The 17,606-nt window shown below is 65.2% G+C and carries 16 protein-coding genes; 5 read left to right on the top strand and 11 right to left on the bottom strand.

Annotated elements, in window-relative coordinates; translation table 11 throughout:
- The first annotated feature begins 15 nt into the window (after window positions 1-15).
- Window positions 16-267, top strand: a complete 252-nt coding sequence (locus tag CH271_RS29400) for a DUF3253 domain-containing protein (protein WP_230596286.1) — start codon at window positions 16-18, stop codon at window positions 265-267.
- A gap of 46 nt (window positions 268-313) precedes the next feature.
- Window positions 314-1,999 (top strand): HNH endonuclease signature motif containing protein, encoded by a 1,686-nt coding sequence (locus CH271_RS21645; RefSeq protein ID WP_256986488.1) that lies wholly within the window; start codon window positions 314-316, stop codon window positions 1,997-1,999.
- 7 nt (window positions 2,000-2,006) lie between these two features.
- Here the strand turns inward: CH271_RS21645 and CH271_RS21640 are convergent, their stop codons facing one another.
- Window positions 2,007-3,503 carry an acyl-CoA synthetase gene (locus CH271_RS21640; protein WP_037190760.1) on the bottom strand — a complete coding sequence of 499 codons (1,497 nt, stop codon included), beginning with the start codon at window positions 3,501-3,503 and terminating at the stop codon, window positions 2,007-2,009.
- 89 nt (window positions 3,504-3,592) lie between these two features.
- Here CH271_RS21640 and CH271_RS21635 point away from each other — a divergent pair, with 89 nt between their 5' ends.
- Window positions 3,593-4,132, top strand: a complete 540-nt coding sequence (locus CH271_RS21635; protein WP_094634769.1) for a DUF2231 domain-containing protein — start codon at window positions 3,593-3,595, stop codon at window positions 4,130-4,132.
- Window position 4,133: 1 nt separating this feature from the next.
- Here CH271_RS21635 and CH271_RS29395 read toward each other — a convergent pair whose 3' ends face one another.
- Window positions 4,134-4,604 carry a PASTA domain-containing protein gene (locus CH271_RS29395; RefSeq protein WP_256986487.1) on the bottom strand — a complete coding sequence of 157 codons (471 nt, stop codon included), beginning with the start codon at window positions 4,602-4,604 and terminating at the stop codon, window positions 4,134-4,136.
- A 174-nt stretch (window positions 4,605-4,778) separates the two neighbouring features.
- On the opposite strand from CH271_RS29395, the gene CH271_RS21625 reads away from it, so the two are divergent.
- Together CH271_RS21625 and CH271_RS21620 are read left to right on the top strand one after the other, a co-directional pair.
- Window positions 4,779-7,076 (top strand): ATP-binding cassette domain-containing protein, encoded by a 2,298-nt coding sequence (locus CH271_RS21625; RefSeq protein WP_094634768.1) that lies wholly within the window; start codon window positions 4,779-4,781, stop codon window positions 7,074-7,076.
- Window positions 7,077-7,150: 74 nt separating this feature from the next.
- Window positions 7,151-8,077, top strand: a complete 927-nt coding sequence (locus tag CH271_RS21620) for an ABC transporter substrate-binding protein (protein WP_094634908.1) — start codon at window positions 7,151-7,153, stop codon at window positions 8,075-8,077.
- 40 nt (window positions 8,078-8,117) lie between these two features.
- Here CH271_RS21620 and CH271_RS21615 read toward each other — a convergent pair whose 3' ends face one another.
- From CH271_RS21615 to CH271_RS21575, 9 genes are read right to left on the bottom strand one after another with little or no spacing between them, the layout of a single operon-like run.
- Entirely contained in the window at window positions 8,118-9,308 is a 1,191-nt protein-coding gene (locus tag CH271_RS21615; protein ID WP_037190752.1) for a CaiB/BaiF CoA transferase family protein, read from the bottom strand.
- A complete protein-coding gene (locus CH271_RS21610; protein WP_094634907.1) occupies window positions 9,305-10,771 on the bottom strand; it encodes a dihydroorotase in 1,467 nt (488 codons plus the stop codon). Before CH271_RS21610 ends, CH271_RS21615 begins: the two co-directional genes overlap by 4 nt.
- A 20-nt stretch (window positions 10,772-10,791) precedes the next feature.
- Window positions 10,792-12,165 (bottom strand): FAD-dependent oxidoreductase, encoded by a 1,374-nt coding sequence (locus tag CH271_RS21605; RefSeq protein ID WP_094634767.1) that lies wholly within the window; start codon window positions 12,163-12,165, stop codon window positions 10,792-10,794.
- On the bottom strand, window positions 12,162-12,794 hold the full coding sequence (locus CH271_RS21600) for a hypothetical protein (protein WP_094634766.1): 633 nt from the start codon (window positions 12,792-12,794) through the stop codon (window positions 12,162-12,164). Before CH271_RS21600 ends, CH271_RS21605 begins: the two co-directional genes overlap by 4 nt.
- A 13-nt stretch (window positions 12,795-12,807) precedes the next feature.
- Window positions 12,808-13,512, bottom strand: a complete 705-nt coding sequence (locus CH271_RS21595) for an ABC transporter ATP-binding protein (RefSeq protein WP_179274734.1) — start codon at window positions 13,510-13,512, stop codon at window positions 12,808-12,810.
- Complete coding sequence (locus CH271_RS21590) at window positions 13,509-14,231, bottom strand: ABC transporter ATP-binding protein (protein ID WP_037191073.1); 723 nt, start codon at window positions 14,229-14,231, stop codon at window positions 13,509-13,511. The genes CH271_RS21595 and CH271_RS21590 overlap by 4 nt, the downstream gene beginning before the upstream one ends.
- Window positions 14,228-15,271, bottom strand: a complete 1,044-nt coding sequence (locus CH271_RS21585; RefSeq protein WP_037190742.1) for a branched-chain amino acid ABC transporter permease — start codon at window positions 15,269-15,271, stop codon at window positions 14,228-14,230. Before CH271_RS21585 ends, CH271_RS21590 begins: the two co-directional genes overlap by 4 nt.
- Window positions 15,268-16,257 (bottom strand): branched-chain amino acid ABC transporter permease, encoded by a 990-nt coding sequence (locus tag CH271_RS21580; RefSeq protein WP_094634764.1) that lies wholly within the window; start codon window positions 16,255-16,257, stop codon window positions 15,268-15,270. Before CH271_RS21580 ends, CH271_RS21585 begins: the two co-directional genes overlap by 4 nt.
- Window positions 16,254-17,474, bottom strand: a complete 1,221-nt coding sequence (locus CH271_RS21575) for an ABC transporter substrate-binding protein (protein WP_037190739.1) — start codon at window positions 17,472-17,474, stop codon at window positions 16,254-16,256. The genes CH271_RS21580 and CH271_RS21575 overlap by 4 nt, the downstream gene beginning before the upstream one ends.
- Window positions 17,475-17,606 lie beyond the last annotated feature (132 nt).

The raw sequence follows: 17,606 nt of genomic DNA, 5'->3' as shown, positions 1-17,606 counted from the left end.
TGCCGGCGGCACAAGGTGAGCACCACCGACAAGGAACTCGAAGACAAGATCCGTTCTCTGCTCGACGCCCGATCCCGCGACTCCACGATCTGCCCTTCCGACGTCGCACGCGCCCTGTCCGACGACGGTTGGCGGGAGTTGATGGAACCGGTTCGCCGCGCGGCTCGACGCATGGTCGACGCGGGAGAAGTCGAGATCACCCAGAAGGGATCCGTCGTCGATCCGTCGACCGCGAAGGGCCCGATCCGCATTCGTTGGAAGCGTTGACCGGCATCGCGGAAACGTGTCGGTGGGTGGGTATAGCTTTCGTGGGGTGAAGACATGGGGGGATGTGTTCGGGCTCGGGGACCAGGAATTGGTCTCCGAGCTGGCCGACGTTGCCTCCCTCGAAAACGCGCTCGCTGCAACGAGATTGACACTGCTGGCCGAGATGGACCGACGCGGTTTGGCGATGAAGCTCGGTCACTCGTCGGTGACCCGCTGGTACGCACGATCGGTGCGGATCACCGACGGGTCCGCTGCCCGTCAGATGGAGCTGGGGCAATGGCTCACCGAGTGGCCGAGCGTGTCGAACGCCCTCGCAGGTGGTGACATCCACGCCGCGCATACCTCGGCGATCGCCGACGGCTACGCCACCGTGGTGGTCGCCGACCCCACCCTCGACGAGCAGCGCCGTGACGCTGTCGTCGCGGAACTGCTCGAGACCGCGATGCGCAGCACCGCCGGGCAGGTCACCTCCCGCGCGCAAGCACTCGCGCACTCAGCGGCCGACGACGCCCGAGCCCGACACAAGCAGGCCGAGAAGCAACGACAAGAACAGGAACAAGAACGGGAACAGGCGAGCCGAGCCGATACCGGGTCCAGCGACACCGACGACCCAGGAAACTCCGGTGATGCAGGAACCTCGAGCGATACAGGTCGGTCAGGCGAGCCCGAACCTGCTGGGCCCGAACCTGCTGGGCCCGAACCTGTTCCGCCGGGGCCGCCGCCGGTACCGGTGTCGGAGAATCCGGACCTGAACCGTTTCGACGTTCATCCGCTTGCCGGTGGCCGCTTCCAGATCGGCGGCAACGTCGACCGGTTGCTGGCAGAGAAGCTGCTCACGGTGTTGTCGCCGTTGACTGCCCCGCGCCCGGGTCCCGGTGGGGAGCGCGACCCGCGTGGTCCGTCGAAGCGGCGGGCCGACGCGCTCGATCAGATCCTCGACCGGCACCTACACGGCAGCAGCCGCGGATCGGCGGGCGGGTCGCGGGCGTCGGTGCACCTGATCGTCCCGCTGCGGGAGTTGCTCACCGATAGTGGTAGAGGCCGATCCGCATGCGCACCAACGGGTTCGACGCCACCCGCGGCCGATGCCATCGCGCGAACCGGTGATACCTGCACAAGTCCCAGTGGTGTTGGCGGCGGTCACGGCGTCCCTGAGAGCAGTGTTAGTGCTGGCGGCGGTCACCGTGTCAGCGAGGGGGCTGGTGCTGGTGCCGGCGACAATTCACGAACCGACAATTCACGAACCCACGATTCCAGCAGCGATTCCGGGCAGAGGTCTGCGCCCGAGCCGGGCGATGCCGAGTGGCCGTTCCACTTCGACTGGACCGGGCCGATCAGTCGCTCCCTCGCCGAACTTCTCACCTGCGACGCCGACCTGACCCCCGTCATCGTCGACCACCACGGCGTCCCGCTCGCCCTCGGCCGCACCACCCGCCTCGCCAGCGACGACCAACGGATCGCTCTGACCATCCGCGACACCTGCTGCGTGATGTGCGGCCGCCCCGCACAGTGGTGCCAAGCCCACCACGTGACATTCTGGGAACACGGCGGCCCCACCGACCTGAACAACCTCGCTCTGGTCTGCGGAGAATGCCACCGCCTCGTCCACCACGGCGACTGGCAACTGTTCATGGGCGACGACGGACACCCCTACGCCATCCCACCCGAATCCATCGACCCCTCGAGACGGCCCATCCCCAGCTATCACCGACGAAAACGTCGCGCAGCCTGACAACAGGTCAGCTGCGTAGCTCACGCTTGAGCAATTTTCCGCTCTGATTGCGCGGCAATTCGTCGACGAAGGTGACGGTCTTGGGCACCTTGAACGGCGCTATCCGACCCTTCACATGGTCGATCAGCACCTGCGACGACAACTCGCTGCCGTCCTTGAGCACGACAACGGCCGTCACCGCCTCGATCCACCTGTCGTCGGGCGTCCCGATCACCGCGACTTCGGCGACCGCCGGATGGGTATAGATCGCATCCTCCACCTCGCGTGACGCGACGAGAATGCCGCCGGTGTTGATGACGTCCTTGATCCGGTCGACCACGGTGATGAAACCCTCGGCGTCGCGTGTCACCAAGTCGCCGGAATGAAACCACCCATCCGAGAACGCATCTGCCGTCGCCTCCGGTTTGTCCCAGTAGCCGTCGCACAGTTGAGGAGAACGGTAGAGAATCTCCCCGGGCTCGCCGTCCGGCACATCGTTGCCGTCGGCATCGACGACGCGGGTCTCGACGAAGAACACCGCACGTCCGCACGACGCCGGCCGCGCCTCGTGCTCCTCGGGCTGCAATACCGTTGCCAGCGGACCGATCTCGGACTGCCCGAAGCAGTTGTAGAACTCGATGTCCGGGTACCGCTCACGTAGCCGAGTGAGCACGGTGACGGGCATGATCGACGAACCGTATTGCGCCTTCTTCAGCGACGAGAGGTCGCGCGTCGCCAGGTCGGGGTGATTGGCGAGCGGAACCCACACCGTCGGTGCCAGGAACAGAGACTTGATCTTCTCCTCTTCGATGCGGCGCAGGATCTCCGGGACGTCGGGCCTGCGCATCAAGCGGACCGTGGCACCCACCGACAGATACGGCAGCATGAACACGTGCATCCCCGCCGAGTGGTACATCGGCATCACGAGCAGCGGATCGTCGTCCTGGGTGAACCCGAGCGCGATGACACACGAGACGTACTCCGCGACGAGTGCGCCGTGAGACATCATCGCGCCCTTGGGTTTCGACGTCGTTCCCGAGGTGTAGAGCAACTGAGCGAGGTCGGTCGAATCGGCGGCGGGTTCGAGTTCGGAGCCGTCGCCGTCCGTGCCCAGTACATCGGGAAGTGAGATCACGTGCTCGATCGTCAGGTCTCCACGAACGGAGTCGAGGGTGGCCGTCAACGCCGGGTCCACGAGAACCACACGGGAGCCCGACTGGTCGAGCAAGTACCGCAATTCGTCGCCCACCAGCGCGTAGTTGATCGGAACGTGCACCAATCCGGCTCGCGCACAAGCGAGGAACGCGACGACGTACGCGTCCGAGTTGACGCCGTACGCCGCCACACGGTCACCCTTGTTCAATCCCAACGCGATCAGTCGTCGGGCGGCGCGGGTGACCGCGGTATCGAGTTCTCCGTAGGTGTGACTGCGTCCCTCGAAGGTCACGGCGAGACGGTCAGGAAATTTCGCGGCCGACCGTCGCAGGACGCCGTCGACGGTGTTCACTCGTGTTCCGCTGCTCATCACCCGACTTTATAGGACGTCCAAGCATCTCGTCCCGTGTTTGGCTGCCCTTACGGTTCGCGCAGCGTCAGCGGGGCATGCGGCGAGGTATGAAGACGAAACAAGCACTCGACAGCCTCGAATCGGCGTCCTTTCTCGACGGTGCCGGCAACGCGATCAACAGTGTCCTGAAACCCGCACTGGACGACACCGCCGTCGGTGGCGCACTGAGGGGACGGTGGATCGGTCACCCCATCCACCCGGCTCTCGTCAACGTCACCATCGGCAGCTGGACGAGCGCAGTCGCCCTCGACCTGATGAATCACCAATCGAGGGCGAGCAAGCTGGTCATCTCCCTCGGGCTGGTGTCCGCGCCGGCAGCTATCGCCACCGGCTGGGCGGACTGGTCGACGATGAACACCCGCCAACGACGCGTCGGGATGATCCACGCGGCCTCCAACGCGACCGGCGTCGTCCTCTTCCTCGGCTCGTACATACGTCGCCGGAACCAGACCGACGGCATCGCCAAGGCGCTGGCTGCGGCCGGTCTGGCGACAGCCAGCGTCGGCGGCCTCATCGGAGGCCACCTCGCCTACAGCTCGACCGAGCAGGAACCGGCTCCAGCAGGCAAGCACAGCATTCGCCGGTAGTTCAGCAGTTGCTGGGCTCACCGATCTTCACCGCGGACAGCAGAGCATCCCCCTCACCGATCAGCGTCCCTGCGGGCGGATCCTGCGCCACGACAATCCAGTTCGAGTCGTTGACCTGCATGCGACCTTCGCCGGAGGCATCGGCGCTGCGGGAGTAGAAGATCCCCGCTGCCTGGATCGCATTCTGCGCGGACTGCAAATTCATGCATACGACCGGAGGCATGGCAACGAGGACCGGCGCGGCCGGCTCCGATGCGGACGGCTCGGGCGCAGTGGTGTCCGGAAGGACGATCCTGTCGACCGACGTCGGCGCGATAGCCGCTGGGGTTGCCGTTGCCTCGACGGTCACCGTCCGGACTTCGGTGCGCACTTCGGGCTCGGTGGAGTCCTGCGATCCGCAGCCCGCGAGGACGATCGCCGGGAGGGCGAGCACGATGGCCGATCGCACGCGGAAACGACTACTACTGGTCATGAATACCTTTCGACACGACCGATGGCCTGATGCAACCGGCGCCCATGTGAGATCGCCAGACCGGTAAGTCTGTTACTGCGGACGCACGAACGGCATTTCCGTACGGCGTACGGTAGACTGCGTCGGCCCCGGGCGAACCAGCGTCGGGGGCGGCGAAAGGCGACCTCAGCGCACATGACCCAGGCCCAGCCGACCACCCCATCCCAGCCATCCAGCACCGAACTGTCCACGATCATGGTTCGCGGAGCACGCGAGAACAATCTTCGCGACGTGAACCTCGACCTGCCCAAGCGCTCGCTCGTCGTGTTCGCGGGCGTGTCCGGGTCGGGTAAATCATCACTCGTGTTCGACACCATCGCTGCCGAAGCTCAACGGCAGATCAACTCCACGTTCACCGCGTTCGCGCAGACCTTCCTTCCGTCCTACGGCCGTCCCGACGCGGATCTGATCGCCAACCTGTCGGCCGTCGTGATCGTCGACCAGAAGCGTCTGTTCGGTGGCCCGCGGTCGACGGTCGGCACCATCACCGACATCGGTGACTGGCTGCGCATGCTGTGGTCCCGCGGCGTCACCCCGACGATCGGGTTCGCGAACGCGTTCTCGTTCAACGACCCGGCCGGCATGTGCCTCGAGTGCGAGGGGCTCGGTGAGGCGAAGGTCGTCGACCTCGGCGAACTCGTGGACGAGTCGAAGTCCCTGCGCGAGGGGCCGTTCCGGCATCCGGACTTCGAGGTCGGCAAATGGCCGTATCGGGTGTTCGCCGACTCGGGCCTGTTCGATCTCGACGTCCCGATCGAGCAGTACTCCGCCCGCGAGCGCCACATCTTCTTCGACGCCAAGCCCGGCGAGGTCGAAGTGCTGAACCCCGACGCCGTCATGAAGAGCTACGAGGGGATCGTGTCCCGGTTCCGGCGCAGCTACCTGGCGAAGGACGCCGATGCCCTCAAGGGCAAGGCCAAGCTCGCGTTCGAGCGCATCGTCACGCGCGGCGTCTGCGAGTCCTGCGGCGGCTCCCGCTACAACGAGGCCATCCGCGGCGCAACCCTCGAGGGACTGTCTCTGCCCGACGCGTTCGCGATGCAGGTGTCCGAACTCGCCGACCGCATCGACGGGTGGCAGATCAACGGACTGGGCACCGTCACCGCCGAAATCGTCACGCAGCTACGAAGGCTCGTCGATCTCGGTCTGGGCTACCTCAGCCTGGACCGGGCGACGTCGTCGCTGTCGGGCGGTGAATCCCAGCGCATCAAGATGGTCCGCCACCTCGGAGCCACTCTCAACGACATGCTCTACGTCTTCGACGAACCGACCACAGGCCTCCACCCCCGCGACGTTCACCGCCTCGACGACATGTTGCTCGCGCTGCGCGACAAGGGCAACACCGTCCTCGTCGTCGAGCACGACCCCGAGGTGATGGCCATCGCCGACCGCGTCGTCGAGATCGGCCCCGGCGCGGGAAAGGCAGGCGGCACAGTCGTGTTCGAGGGCACTTACGACGAACTCCGCCGCGCCGACACCAGGACAGGTGCCGCGCTGCGCCGCGAGGGCGTCGAATTACGCACTCCCCGTGCGCCTTCGGGCTGGCTGAGCATCACCGGTGCGAGCACGCACAACCTGCGCGACGTCAGCGTCGACGTGCCGCTCGGAGTTCTGACCGCCGTCACCGGCGTCGCGGGTTCCGGCAAATCGAGCCTCATCCACGGCCACCTCCGTGAGGCCGCGCCGGACGCCGTCATCATCGACCAGGCACCCATCCGCGGATCGCGCCGCTCCTCCCCCGCGACCTACACCGGTCTGCTGGACCCGATCCGCGCGTACTTCGCCAAGAAGACCGGCCAGCCGCCGTCGCTGTTCTCGCCCAACTCCGACGGCGCGTGCCCCGACTGCCAGGGCAGTGGCGTCATCTTCACCGACCTCGGGTTCACCGACCCGGTGACGAGCACCTGCGAGACGTGCCAGGGCAGGAGATTCCGTTCGGGCGCGATCCGGCATACCGTCGACGGCATCAGCATCGCCGACATCTTCGAGATGTCCGTCGAGGACGCTCAGGACTTCTTCGAGGTCAAGAAGATCCGTGACATCCTCAGCCGGTGCCGGGACGTCGGGCTCGGCTACCTCTCGCTGGGCCAGAACCTGTCCTCGCTCTCCGGCGGCGAGCGGCAACGGCTCAAGCTCGCTACCGAACTGGTCGGGTCGTCGCCGATGCTGGTCCTCGACGAGCCGACGACCGGTCTGCACCCGTCGGACGTGTCGAACCTGATCGCGTTGTTGTCCGGGATGGTCGACGAGGGCAGGTCGGTGATCGTCATCGAACACAACCTCGACGTCATCGCCGCCGCCGATTGGGTCATCGACCTCGGCCCCGACGGCGGGCACAACGGCGGTCTGATCACCTTCACCGGAACCGTCGACGAGTTGGTGGTCTCGGACACCCACACCGGCACGTACCTGGCACGGAGCCTGGGGCGCTGACCGCGACCCGATAGTGTTGGCGCTCCAGAGACATCGGAAACCCAGGAGTGGCAGTGCAGCGTCGATCGGCACGAATGATCTCAGCCGGGTTCGCGGTCGTCGCGCTGGTCGCGACCGGCTGCGGCAGCACGACCACGGACTCCCCGCCGGCCGCCACCTCGGCCATGGCGTCGAGCGGGGAGTTCCCGAGGACGATCGCGTCGGGCTCGGACGGCGGGACCGTCACCATCGACGCGATGCCTCGTTCGATCGTCTCGCTCAGCCCGACGGCGACGGAGACCCTGTATGCCGTCGGGGCGGGTGAGCAGGTGGCGGCCGTCGACGATCAGTCGGACTATCCCGCCGACGCTCCGAAGACCGGGCTGTCGGCGTTCACGCCGAGCCTCGAGGCGATCGTCGCGTACGACCCCGATCTGGTGATCACCTCCACCGACCTCGGCCTCGTGACGTCCACTCTGGCCGAGGCGGGTATTCCGACGTTGCTGGTCCCGGCCGCGACGAGCCTCGACGACGCGTACTCCCAGATCGAACGCGTTGCGGATGCGACCGGGCACGACGCCGACGGCGACGCCGTGGTCGCGCAGATGCGGTCCAGGATCGACGCCGCGGTGGCGAGCGTTCCGGATCGTGATGAACCGCTGACGTACTTCCACGAACTCGACGACACGTTGTACACGGTGTCGAGCGCGAGCTTCGTCGGCCAGATCTACGGTCTGTTCGGCCTGACGAGCATCGCCGACGGCTCCGGCGCAGGCGACTACCCACAGCTGTCCGCCGAATCGGTGATCACCGCGGATCCCGACATCGTGTTCCTCGCCGACGCCCAATGCTGCGGCGTCACAGCCGAATCGGTCGCGGCTCGGCCGGGGTGGGGTTCGATGACCGCCGTCCGAGACGGCAGGATCTTCCCGATGGACGAGGACCTGTCGAGTCGGTGGGGGCCACGCATCGCGGACCAGGTGGAAGCCGTCGCCGCCGTGGTGCAGCAGATTCCGATGTGAACTCGGCGGGTGACCGGACATCGCGATCACCCGCCGCGCTCTACACGATGCTGTCGCGGTGCATCGCCTCGATCTCGTCGGCGCTACAGCCGATTTCGGTAAGCACCTGGTCGGTATCGGCACCGTGCTTGCGGCCGGTGTACCTGATCCGGCCGGGGCTGCCACCCATCCGCCACATGACGTTCTGCATGCGCACGGGGCCGAGGTCGTCGTCCTCGACGGTCGTCACCATTTCGATGGCGTTGACCTGGGGATCGGACAACAGGTCACTCGGCTTGTAGACGGGAGCGACTGCCGCTCCGGCCTTCTCGAACTCGTCGATCACCACGTCCTTGGTCCGCTCGGCAATCCAGCCGCCGACGTACTCGTCCAGAAGATCGGCATGGGCGGCGCGCTGACGACCGGTGGCGAACCACGGTTCGTCGAGCACCTCCGGGTGACCCACCAGCACCAACACGCGTTCGGCTATCGAATTGGCGCTCGTGGAGATCGCCAACCAATGCCCGTCCGCGGTCTTGTACAGGTTGCGGGGCGCGTTGTTGCTCGACCGGTTCCCGGTTCGCTCCTGATCGATCCCCAGCTGATCGGCGTAGATGACGCCCGGCCCGACCGCAGCCATGATGGGGCTCAACAGATCCAGATCGATCTGCTGGCCCTTACCGCCGTTGTTGGTGCGGTGCAGCAGAGCCATCGAGACGGCAGACGAACCCGCAATCCCGGCGAGGGAATCGGCCAACCCGAACGCCGGAAGCGTCGGCGGCCCATCGGCTTCGCCGGTCAGATGCGCGAACCCACTCATCGATTCGACGAGCGTGCCGAAGGCAGGCCTCGTTGCGTACGGTCCGGTCTGACCGAAGCCGGTGACACGCAACAGGATCAAACCAGGGTTGAGCTCGGAGAGAACGTCGTATCCCAGTCCCCAGCGTTCGAGGGTTCCCGGCCGAAAATTCTCGACCACCACGTCGGCTTCTGCGGCGAGGCGACGAAAGATCGCTCCGCCGTGCGCGTTTCCGAGGTTCAGGGTCATCGTTCGCTTGTTGCGACTGATCATCGTCCACCACAGCGGATGACCGTCCTTGTCCAAGCCGTGTCCGCGCATACCGTCGGGCTTGGTGGGGTGCTCGATCTTGATGACCTCCGCCCCGAAATCGCCGAGAATCTGCGCGACGAGGGGGCCGGCGAGGATCGTCGAGATGTCGAGTACCTTGATGCCCTCCAGTGGGCCCGTCACAGGTACGGACGGTGCAGGTAGCGGCCTGCGGGAGCACCGGCGACGGCACCGTCGGTGAGTACCCGCTGACCGCGGACGAACGTGTCGGTCACCTTGGCACCGAGCTCGAATCCCTCGAACGGTGTGTACTCCTGCGCCGACTCGGAATCCTCCGGACGGACGGTCCAGGTATGGTCCGGGTCGATCAGAGCGATGTCTGCGTCCATCCCGACGGCGATGTCACCCTTGCCCGGTAGGCCGTAGCGCCGGGCAGGGTTGAGCGAGGTCAGCTCGGCGATGCGACGCCAGCTCAGGCCGCGCTTGCGTCCTTCGCTGACCAGTCCGGGCAGCAGGTACTCGGCACCGCCGAAGCCTGATTTCGCGGCGAAGATGTCGCCGCGGTCCTCGGCGAACTTCTTCTCGTCCTTGCAGCACGCGTGATCGCTGACGACCCAGTCGATGTCACCTGCGAGCAGGTGCTCCCACAGCGCTTCGACGTCGTCGCGCGGACGCAGCGGCGGGTTGACCTTGCCGCCGAGGCCGTAGGCGGTGTCGATATCGGCCAACAGGTGCCCGATGGTGACCTCACGGCGGAAGTTGACGTGCGGGAACGCCTTTGCCATCCGCATCGCCGCAGTCAACGCCTTGCGCGAGGACAGGTGCAGCAGGTTGATGTTGGGCAGCTGCGTCTCGTCCGCGAGGAACGACGCGATGGTGACGGCGAGGCCCTCCGAGTGCGGTGGCCGTGACGCGCTGTACGCAGCCAGGCCCTCGAGGGTGCCTTCCTCCTCGACGATCTTGGTGTACGCGCTCATGATCTCGGCGGTCTCGCAGTGCAGCGACAGCGAGATGTGATCGGCCTTGTCGCCCATCTGCTCCCGTGCCGCCTGGATGCCGCGCATCACGAACTCGAAGTGCGCCAGGTCGTAGCGCTCCCCCTCGGGCGTCATCAGGAATTCGCTCTGATCGGTCGACCGCCCGTGGAGCCCGTGGCTGCCGTAGAACATGAAGATCTTGAACGAGGTGACGCCGTGATCTGCGATGAGCGCAGGAATTTCGTCGATGTGCTCTTTCGACATCGGCGCGAGGTGGTACGCGTAATCGACGTAGGGACGTCCCTCGGTGGCGTCGAGGACCTTCGGGAACACGTCGGCGTAGGAACCACCGGTGTTCATGTAGTACTGGCCGGTCCGCATGTAGGACAGTGAGGTGGTCACACCGCCCTGGACACACGCCCGCGACTCGGTCTCGGCATCGTCGCCGAGCGAGTTGTAGATGCCCCAATGCTGGTGTGCGTCGACCACACCGGGGAATGCGACCTTGCCTGCCGCGTCGATGACGGTCTCTGCGGTTGCTGCATCGATGTTCGCCTCGATACGGGTGAACTTGCCGTCTTCGATGAGCAGATCCAGAAACTCGCCCTCGTCGGGGGCGTCGGATCCTGGCCGAACTACGCGCGCATTGGTGATCAACAGCGTTGACATGATGGTCCTTTCGAGTTTCTTCACAAGAGTTCAGTGGTTCGGAGCGAGCTTGCCGCGAGGTACGCCAGTCCGAGCGCCGGCAGCAATCCGTTACCGGCGAGGTACCCGGCAGCACCGTGGCCGGAGATGCCCATCGCGGCACCGCCCGAGGCGAACAGGCCGGTGATGGCCGAACCGTCGGTTCGCAGTACACGTGCGTTCTCGTCGACGACGAGGCCGCCCTGCGTATGGAACAACGCGGGCACGATCTTGATGGCGGCATACGGCCCGGTGAGAGTGTGCTCGAAAGAGCTGCGGCCGAACGGGTCCGGTGCCTCACCCGAGGCATACCTTTCCACAGCGTCGAGCTCCTCCGCCACTGCCGCAGGTGGAAGCCCTGTTGCGGCCGCAAGGTTATCGGCATCGTCCGCCCACACCGCGGCACCCGAGTCGACCGTCTGCTGGAAGTCCTTGAACGACAAGCACTTGTCGTAGATCGCCCGGTCGATGATGATCCACCCCTCGGATCCGGGCCTGGACGCGAGCGTGGCCGCGTACTCGGAGTAGCCGGTCGTCTCGTCACCGAACCGACGGCCGTTGACGTCGAGCACAACACCGCCGTGCATCACCGTCGCCCAGCCGACGAGCGTCGTGGCCTGCTTCGACAGCGCTGCGTGCCCCTGGTACGCATCGAGATACGCCGACTCGGCTCCGAGACGACGTCCGATGGCGAGCGCGTCACCGGTGGAGTGCTCGCTGCCATGATAACGCGCCGCCGATATCTCGGGGACATGCTCGGCCACCATCGAAGCATTGGCACCGTAACCGTTGGTGGCCAACAGAACTGCACGAGTGGGAACGACGTCGATACTGCCGTCGGGCATCGTGATCGTCACCGCGTCGACGGCCCCGTCGGAATCGACGGACACGTCGGTCAGGCGAGCGGGAGTCAACATATCGATGCGTGGCTCGTCCGCCACCGCTCGCGCAAGGTGCTCGAGCATCGCACTGCCGTGACGGCCTTCGACAGTGTGGCAACGCAATTGCGAGTGCCCCGGGTACGAGAAATCGGTCACGAGGGTGAGCGGCAACTTCACATGATCTGCGAGCCATTCCACCAACGGCGCACTGACATCGGCGAGGGTGGACGCCAGCCGTAAATCGGCAGTGCCCTTGGTCTTGCGCAACACGTCGTCCAAGAACTGCTGCGGCGAGTCCTCGATTCCGGCCTCACGCTGCCATCGCGAACCCGCGCCTGGGATCATGGCGGTCGACATCGCGGTGTTGTTGCCCCGCTTGAAGTGCGCACTGGCCTCGACCACCAGCACGTCGAGCCCGAGCTCGGCGGCTCGGAGAGCAGCAACGAGCCCGCCGCCCGCGCCTGCCACCACCAGGTCGGGTCCGTCCTCGCTCACGCGGTGACCTGCAGTTCGGATCGCAGACCGAGCAGCCGCAGTGCAGTGGCGGTCGGGTCGACCACCTGCGGCGACGCGGGTGGATCGACGAGATCGACGGCGGAGCACGCATTGATGGCGATGGTGCACCGGAGCTTGCTCGCGTGTTCCGAGACCGCTCTCCCCCAGGCTCCGGTGTCGGCAATATCGTGCACACCGAGTCCGAGTACCTCGGTGGCTTCGGCGACGATCCCGTAGAACCCGAGACGGCGGTCCATTTCCGCGGCAATGGCGTCGTTGCGCGCCAGTGCGCCGAGCCGGTGTCCCTGGGACGCGTAGAACGATGCCGTCAACCGGGTCAGTCCGTAGAGCGGCCGCGCGAACGAATCTGCCTCTTCGGCGCAGGGATCGAGCACGCAGTCGGGCAGAAACCCGTCGGCTTCCGTCTCGTGCACGGATCGGAAAGCAGCCGACAGCACCTCCTCGGACCGTCTGATGTCGCGTTCGGTGTCCAGTGCGCTGGGCGCGTCGGCCCCGATGTTGCGGAGCTCGACGGTGATCCCCGAGGGGGAAAGTTGGTCGTACCGATCCTGCCGCCGCTGCAGTTCTGCCGCGTCGACGTCGATCGGGGTGAAAGCCAAGAGGTGCATGTGGGGTGAACTCCTAAATACCGAGGTACGCAGCTTTGACCCGTTCGTCGTGTGCCAGTTCGGATCCGGTGCCGGTCAACACGATCGACCCGCTCTCGATGACGTACGCGCGATCGGAGATGGCCAGTGCCTGCGCTGCGTTCTGCTCGACGATCAGCACGGTGACACCCGAATCACGGATGCGGACGATCGCGTCGAGCACCTGAGCTGCGAGCTTGGGGGCGAGCCCGACCGACGGTTCGTCGAGTGTCAGTACTCGCGGCTTCGACATCATCGCGCGACCGATGGCGAGCATCTGCTGCTGACCACCGGACATGGTGTCGGCCCGTTGTTCTCGTCGTTCGGCCAGAATCGGGAACAGCGCGTAGACCTGGTCCAGGGATTCCTTCACACCGCTGCGCTTCTGGGTGTAGGCACCCATCTCGAGGTTGTCGGCGACGGTGAGGCTGCCGAACAGTGCTCGGTCCTGTGCCACGTGCACGAGCCCCGCTCGCACGATCCGATCCGCCCGCATGCCGCGAATGGTGTTGCCGTCCAACATGATCCTACCGCCGGAGGTGGAAACCAGACCGGACAGTGCGCGCAGCGTTGTCGTCTTACCTGCCCCGTTGGCACCGATCAGGGAAACGATCTCGTGGCGGTCGACCGCGAGGGTCAACCCGTGCAGAATTTCCAGACGACGGTACCCGGCATGCAGGTTGTCGATTTCGAGCATCATGCTGTTTTCTCCTCACCGAGGTATGCCTCGACGACGCGGTCGTCGGCAACCACCGTGCGTGGGTCACCCGAGGTGAGCACCGCACCTTCGTGCATGACCACCAGACGCTCGGACAGTGCCATCACCGCAGCCATGATGTGCTCGACGAACAGCACCGTCTGGCCCTCCTGGTGCACTGTGCGCAGCAGTTCGATCATCGGCGCACGCTCGGCTGGGACCAGCCCGGCGAGAACCTCGTCGAGGAGCACCACACGTGGCTCCATGGCCAGTGCGCGCGCAAGCTCGAGTCGCTTCAGTCCCGCCGTCGACATGGCCGAGACCTTGCCGCCGACCTGATCGGACAATTGCACACGATCGAGGACATCGAGGGCGTGACGCCGAGCATCCCTGCGCGACTTGCGCTTCGACAATGCGGCGATGGTGACGTTCTCCAGTACCGACATCGACTCGAACGGGCGCATCAGCTGGAAGGTGCGAACCAGCCCGGCGCGCGCGATCTTGCTCGCCGGCCAACCGGTGATGTCGGTACCGTCGAAGATCACTCGGCCGGTGGTCGGCGGCTGCTCACCCGACAGCAGGGAGAACAAGGTCGTCTTACCTGCCCCGTTGGGGCCGATGATGCCGAGGAATTCGTGCTCGGGCACATCGAGGCTGACGTCGCGCACCGCGTGGATACCCGAGAAGGATTTGCTCAGGGATTCGATGCTCAACAGGCTCATCGGTTCCACCTCTCACGGATCGTGCCGAAGATTCCCTTGGGCAGGAAGATCACGATCGCGATCAGAATCACCGAGTACGCGGCAACGTCCAATCCGATTGTTCCCTGCAGGAATTCGAGGAAGGCGGGTGGGTTTCTCAGCAGCTCGTTGATCAACTCGGACAGCGGCCCGATCACGGCAGCGCCGATGACCGGTCCCCAGATCGTGCCGATGCCGCCGATGACGGCCGGGACGATCGCTTCGACGGAGACCGCCGAACCGAAGGCCTGTTCCGGGCCGACGAAGAAGTAGTACTGCGTGTAATAGACGCCTGCGACTGCGGTCAGAGCACAACTCGCCGCCACGGCAATCAGCCGATACTTCATCGTGTCGATACCGAGTGAGGCTGCTGCGGTTTCGTCGTCGCGGGTGGCCTGGACGAACTGCCCGGCCCGCGAGCGGGTGTAGAAGATGGTTCCGAGAACGGCAAGGGCCAGGATGACGAGGGGAATCCAGACGTAGTTGGGGCTGCCCTTCTCGAACTGCAGCATCCACCACGAATCACGAGGCAGGATGGGCACATTGAATCCCTCGGTCTTGTTGAAGACTTCGAGGTTCTGCACCAGCAGCAGGAACATCTGCGCGAAGGCGAACGTGGCCAACGCGAAGTAGGACCCGGCGAGCCGGTAACGCAGACACAGGTACGCGATGAGGGTTCCCACCACCGCCGAGATGATCGCCGCGACGACCATCGAGATCCACGGCGAAACGCCGTGTTCGACCAACAGATATGCACCGGTGTAGGCACCGATTCCGAAGAAGGCGGCGTGGCCGAAGCTGAACATGCCACCGAACCCGCTCATGATGTTCCACGCCACGGCCATCACGGCGAAGATCAGCGTGCGAACGGCAACCGTCTGCGCCTGCTCACCGAGCAGCAGCGGCAATGCCGCCACTACGACGAAACCGATGGCGAGCGTGATCAATTGGCGACGAAGCCAGGTGTCCTTCAACCGTGGATCGTCCGACACCGGGGTGGGTGCGGTTGTTGTCGTTGTCATCGGCGAGCTCCGTACAATCCTTCGGGCTTGAGAAACAGGACGAGAACGAACACCGCGAACACCAGGATCAACGAGCCTGTTCCCGGTAGATACAGCGCGCCGACGGTCTGCACGAGGCCGATGACGAGGCCACCGACCATGGCTCCCACGACGCTTCCGAGTCCGCCGAGAACCACGATGACGAACGCCAGGATGGTGAACTGTTCTCCGACCGACGGCGTCAGACTGGTGAACGGTGTCATCAACCCGCCGGCGACGGCGACGCAGGCTGCACCGATACCGAAGGTGAGCGCGTAGACCCGACCGATGTCGACGCCGACCAGCTTGGCGCCCTCGGAGTTGGATGCGACTGCGCGAATGGACAATCCGAGCGGCGTCCGCTTCAGTACCGCGGTGAGCGCGACGGCGACCAGAGCAGCCCCGATGAATGCGATGACTCGCGGCCACGACGCGACGGCACCCAGCACGTCGAGGGAACCCTCGATCGGTGCCTGCACCGACTGTGGTCGTCCGCCGAAGATCATCAGCAGCACGTTGATGATCAGCAGCGACAGGCCGAGGGTCACCAGGAGTGGGCCGTCGTGACTACCGCTGATGGTCAATTTCGTCAGCAACGTTGCCTGCACGACCATCCCGAACAGGAACATCACCGGAACGGCCAACAGCGTTGCGACATAGACCGGCAGACCCGCGTTGGACAGGGCGTACACGATGTACATCGCCATCGTCAGCATCGCGCCCTGGGCGAAGTTCACGATCCCGAGAACGCCGAAGATGAGCGTCAGTCCGACGGAGATCAGTGCGTACACGCCGCCGAGCAGAAGTCCGGAGACGACCGACTGCGTGACCAAGCCCTGATCTTTACCACCGACGAGGTAGATCACGGCCATGATGACGACGATCGCTGCCGCGACCGGGATACCAGGGCCGATCCCGGCCAGACCTTTCTTACCCGTCCTCTCCGCAGTCGAGGTAGCGGCCGTCACTGGCCGGCTCCCACGGGGAACTCGAGTGCGTCCGTTGCGAACTCCTCGGGGAAGACCTGAGCGACTGCACCGTCGCGGACCTGCATGACGATGACGGTCGCGTTCTTGTTCTGCCCGGTCTCGTCGAACTCGATCGGTCCGCTGAACGCGAGGAGCGGGTCGTCGATCGAGACGCCGGAAATGGCCTCGCGCAGATCTTCCGGGTCGCTGGAGGCGCCGTCGTTCAGACCCGCCGCGATGACCTCGACCGCCTGGTAGGACAGCATCGCTGCGGTCTCCATCGGGCGTCCGTACTGAGCCTCGAACCGCGTACGAATGTCGGTGACGCGGTCACTGGTGGCGTCGTAGTGGTAGTTGGCGCTCAACACGCCGTTGCCGGCCGCGCCTGCATCGCTGGGGAACGAGCTGTCGTCGAACGCGCCGTTGGCAATTCCGTAGACACCCTTGACGTTCAGGTTCAGCTGCTGCACCGCACGCGCGATCAACAAACCGTCCGGGTAGTAGCCGGTCGCGACGATGACGTCGGGATTCGATACCGCTGCCTCACGGACCTGAGTGGTGGCGTCGGAGAAATTGGTTGCGGGATAGGTGATTTCCTGGACCGACGAGATCCCCTGATTGGCTGCCTCGGCCTCGAATGCGTTGAAGACGCTGTCGCCGAAGGATCCCTCGATATGCAGGTACGACACTCGGTCGATGGCCTGGCCGGTCTGCTCCTCGATCGCGGCCAGTGCCTTGGCACCGTCGGTACCCATGCTGGAGGCGTTCGGCTGCATCCGGAAGGAGTACTGGTAACCCTGATCGAGGATCTTGTCGTCGACGGCCACGTCGATCACGAGCGGCACCCGAGATCGTTCGGCGACCGAGGCGACGTTCTGAGTGACGTCACTCTGGTACGTGCCGATGAGCGACACCGCGCCGTCGTCGATCAGTCGCTGTGCCTCGCTCTGGCCGACCTCTGCTTTGCCCTGGCTGTCACCCGACACCAACTCCAGCTGCCGACCGTCCAAGGACGAAATACCGCCTGCTGCATTGATATCGGCCACCGCAAGAGCAGCACCGTCGTTCATCAATCCGCCCACACCTGCCAGAGCTCCGGTGGTGGGATGAACCGATCCGATCTTGATGGGGCCGGAGTCGTCCGAGCCGGTGGAGGAACCACACGCTGCTGCACCCACGACTGCAACGGCTGTCAGCACACCTACGAGCTTCTTCATTGTCGAATCTGCCTTCCGCGCCCATCGGCGCCGAGTCGAACCACTGGGCGGAACCTACCGTTCCGCTGAGCGCACCATCAGATTGATGATTGATCTCGCTGAAATCGAGTATGGCACGCATCACGGCCTCAG

It is taken from the genome of Rhodococcus sp. 05-340-2, assembly GCF_002258915.1.
Classification (GTDB): Bacteria; Actinomycetota; Actinomycetes; order Mycobacteriales; family Mycobacteriaceae; genus Rhodococcoides.
This window is presented reverse-complemented; position numbering and strand designations above follow the sequence as displayed.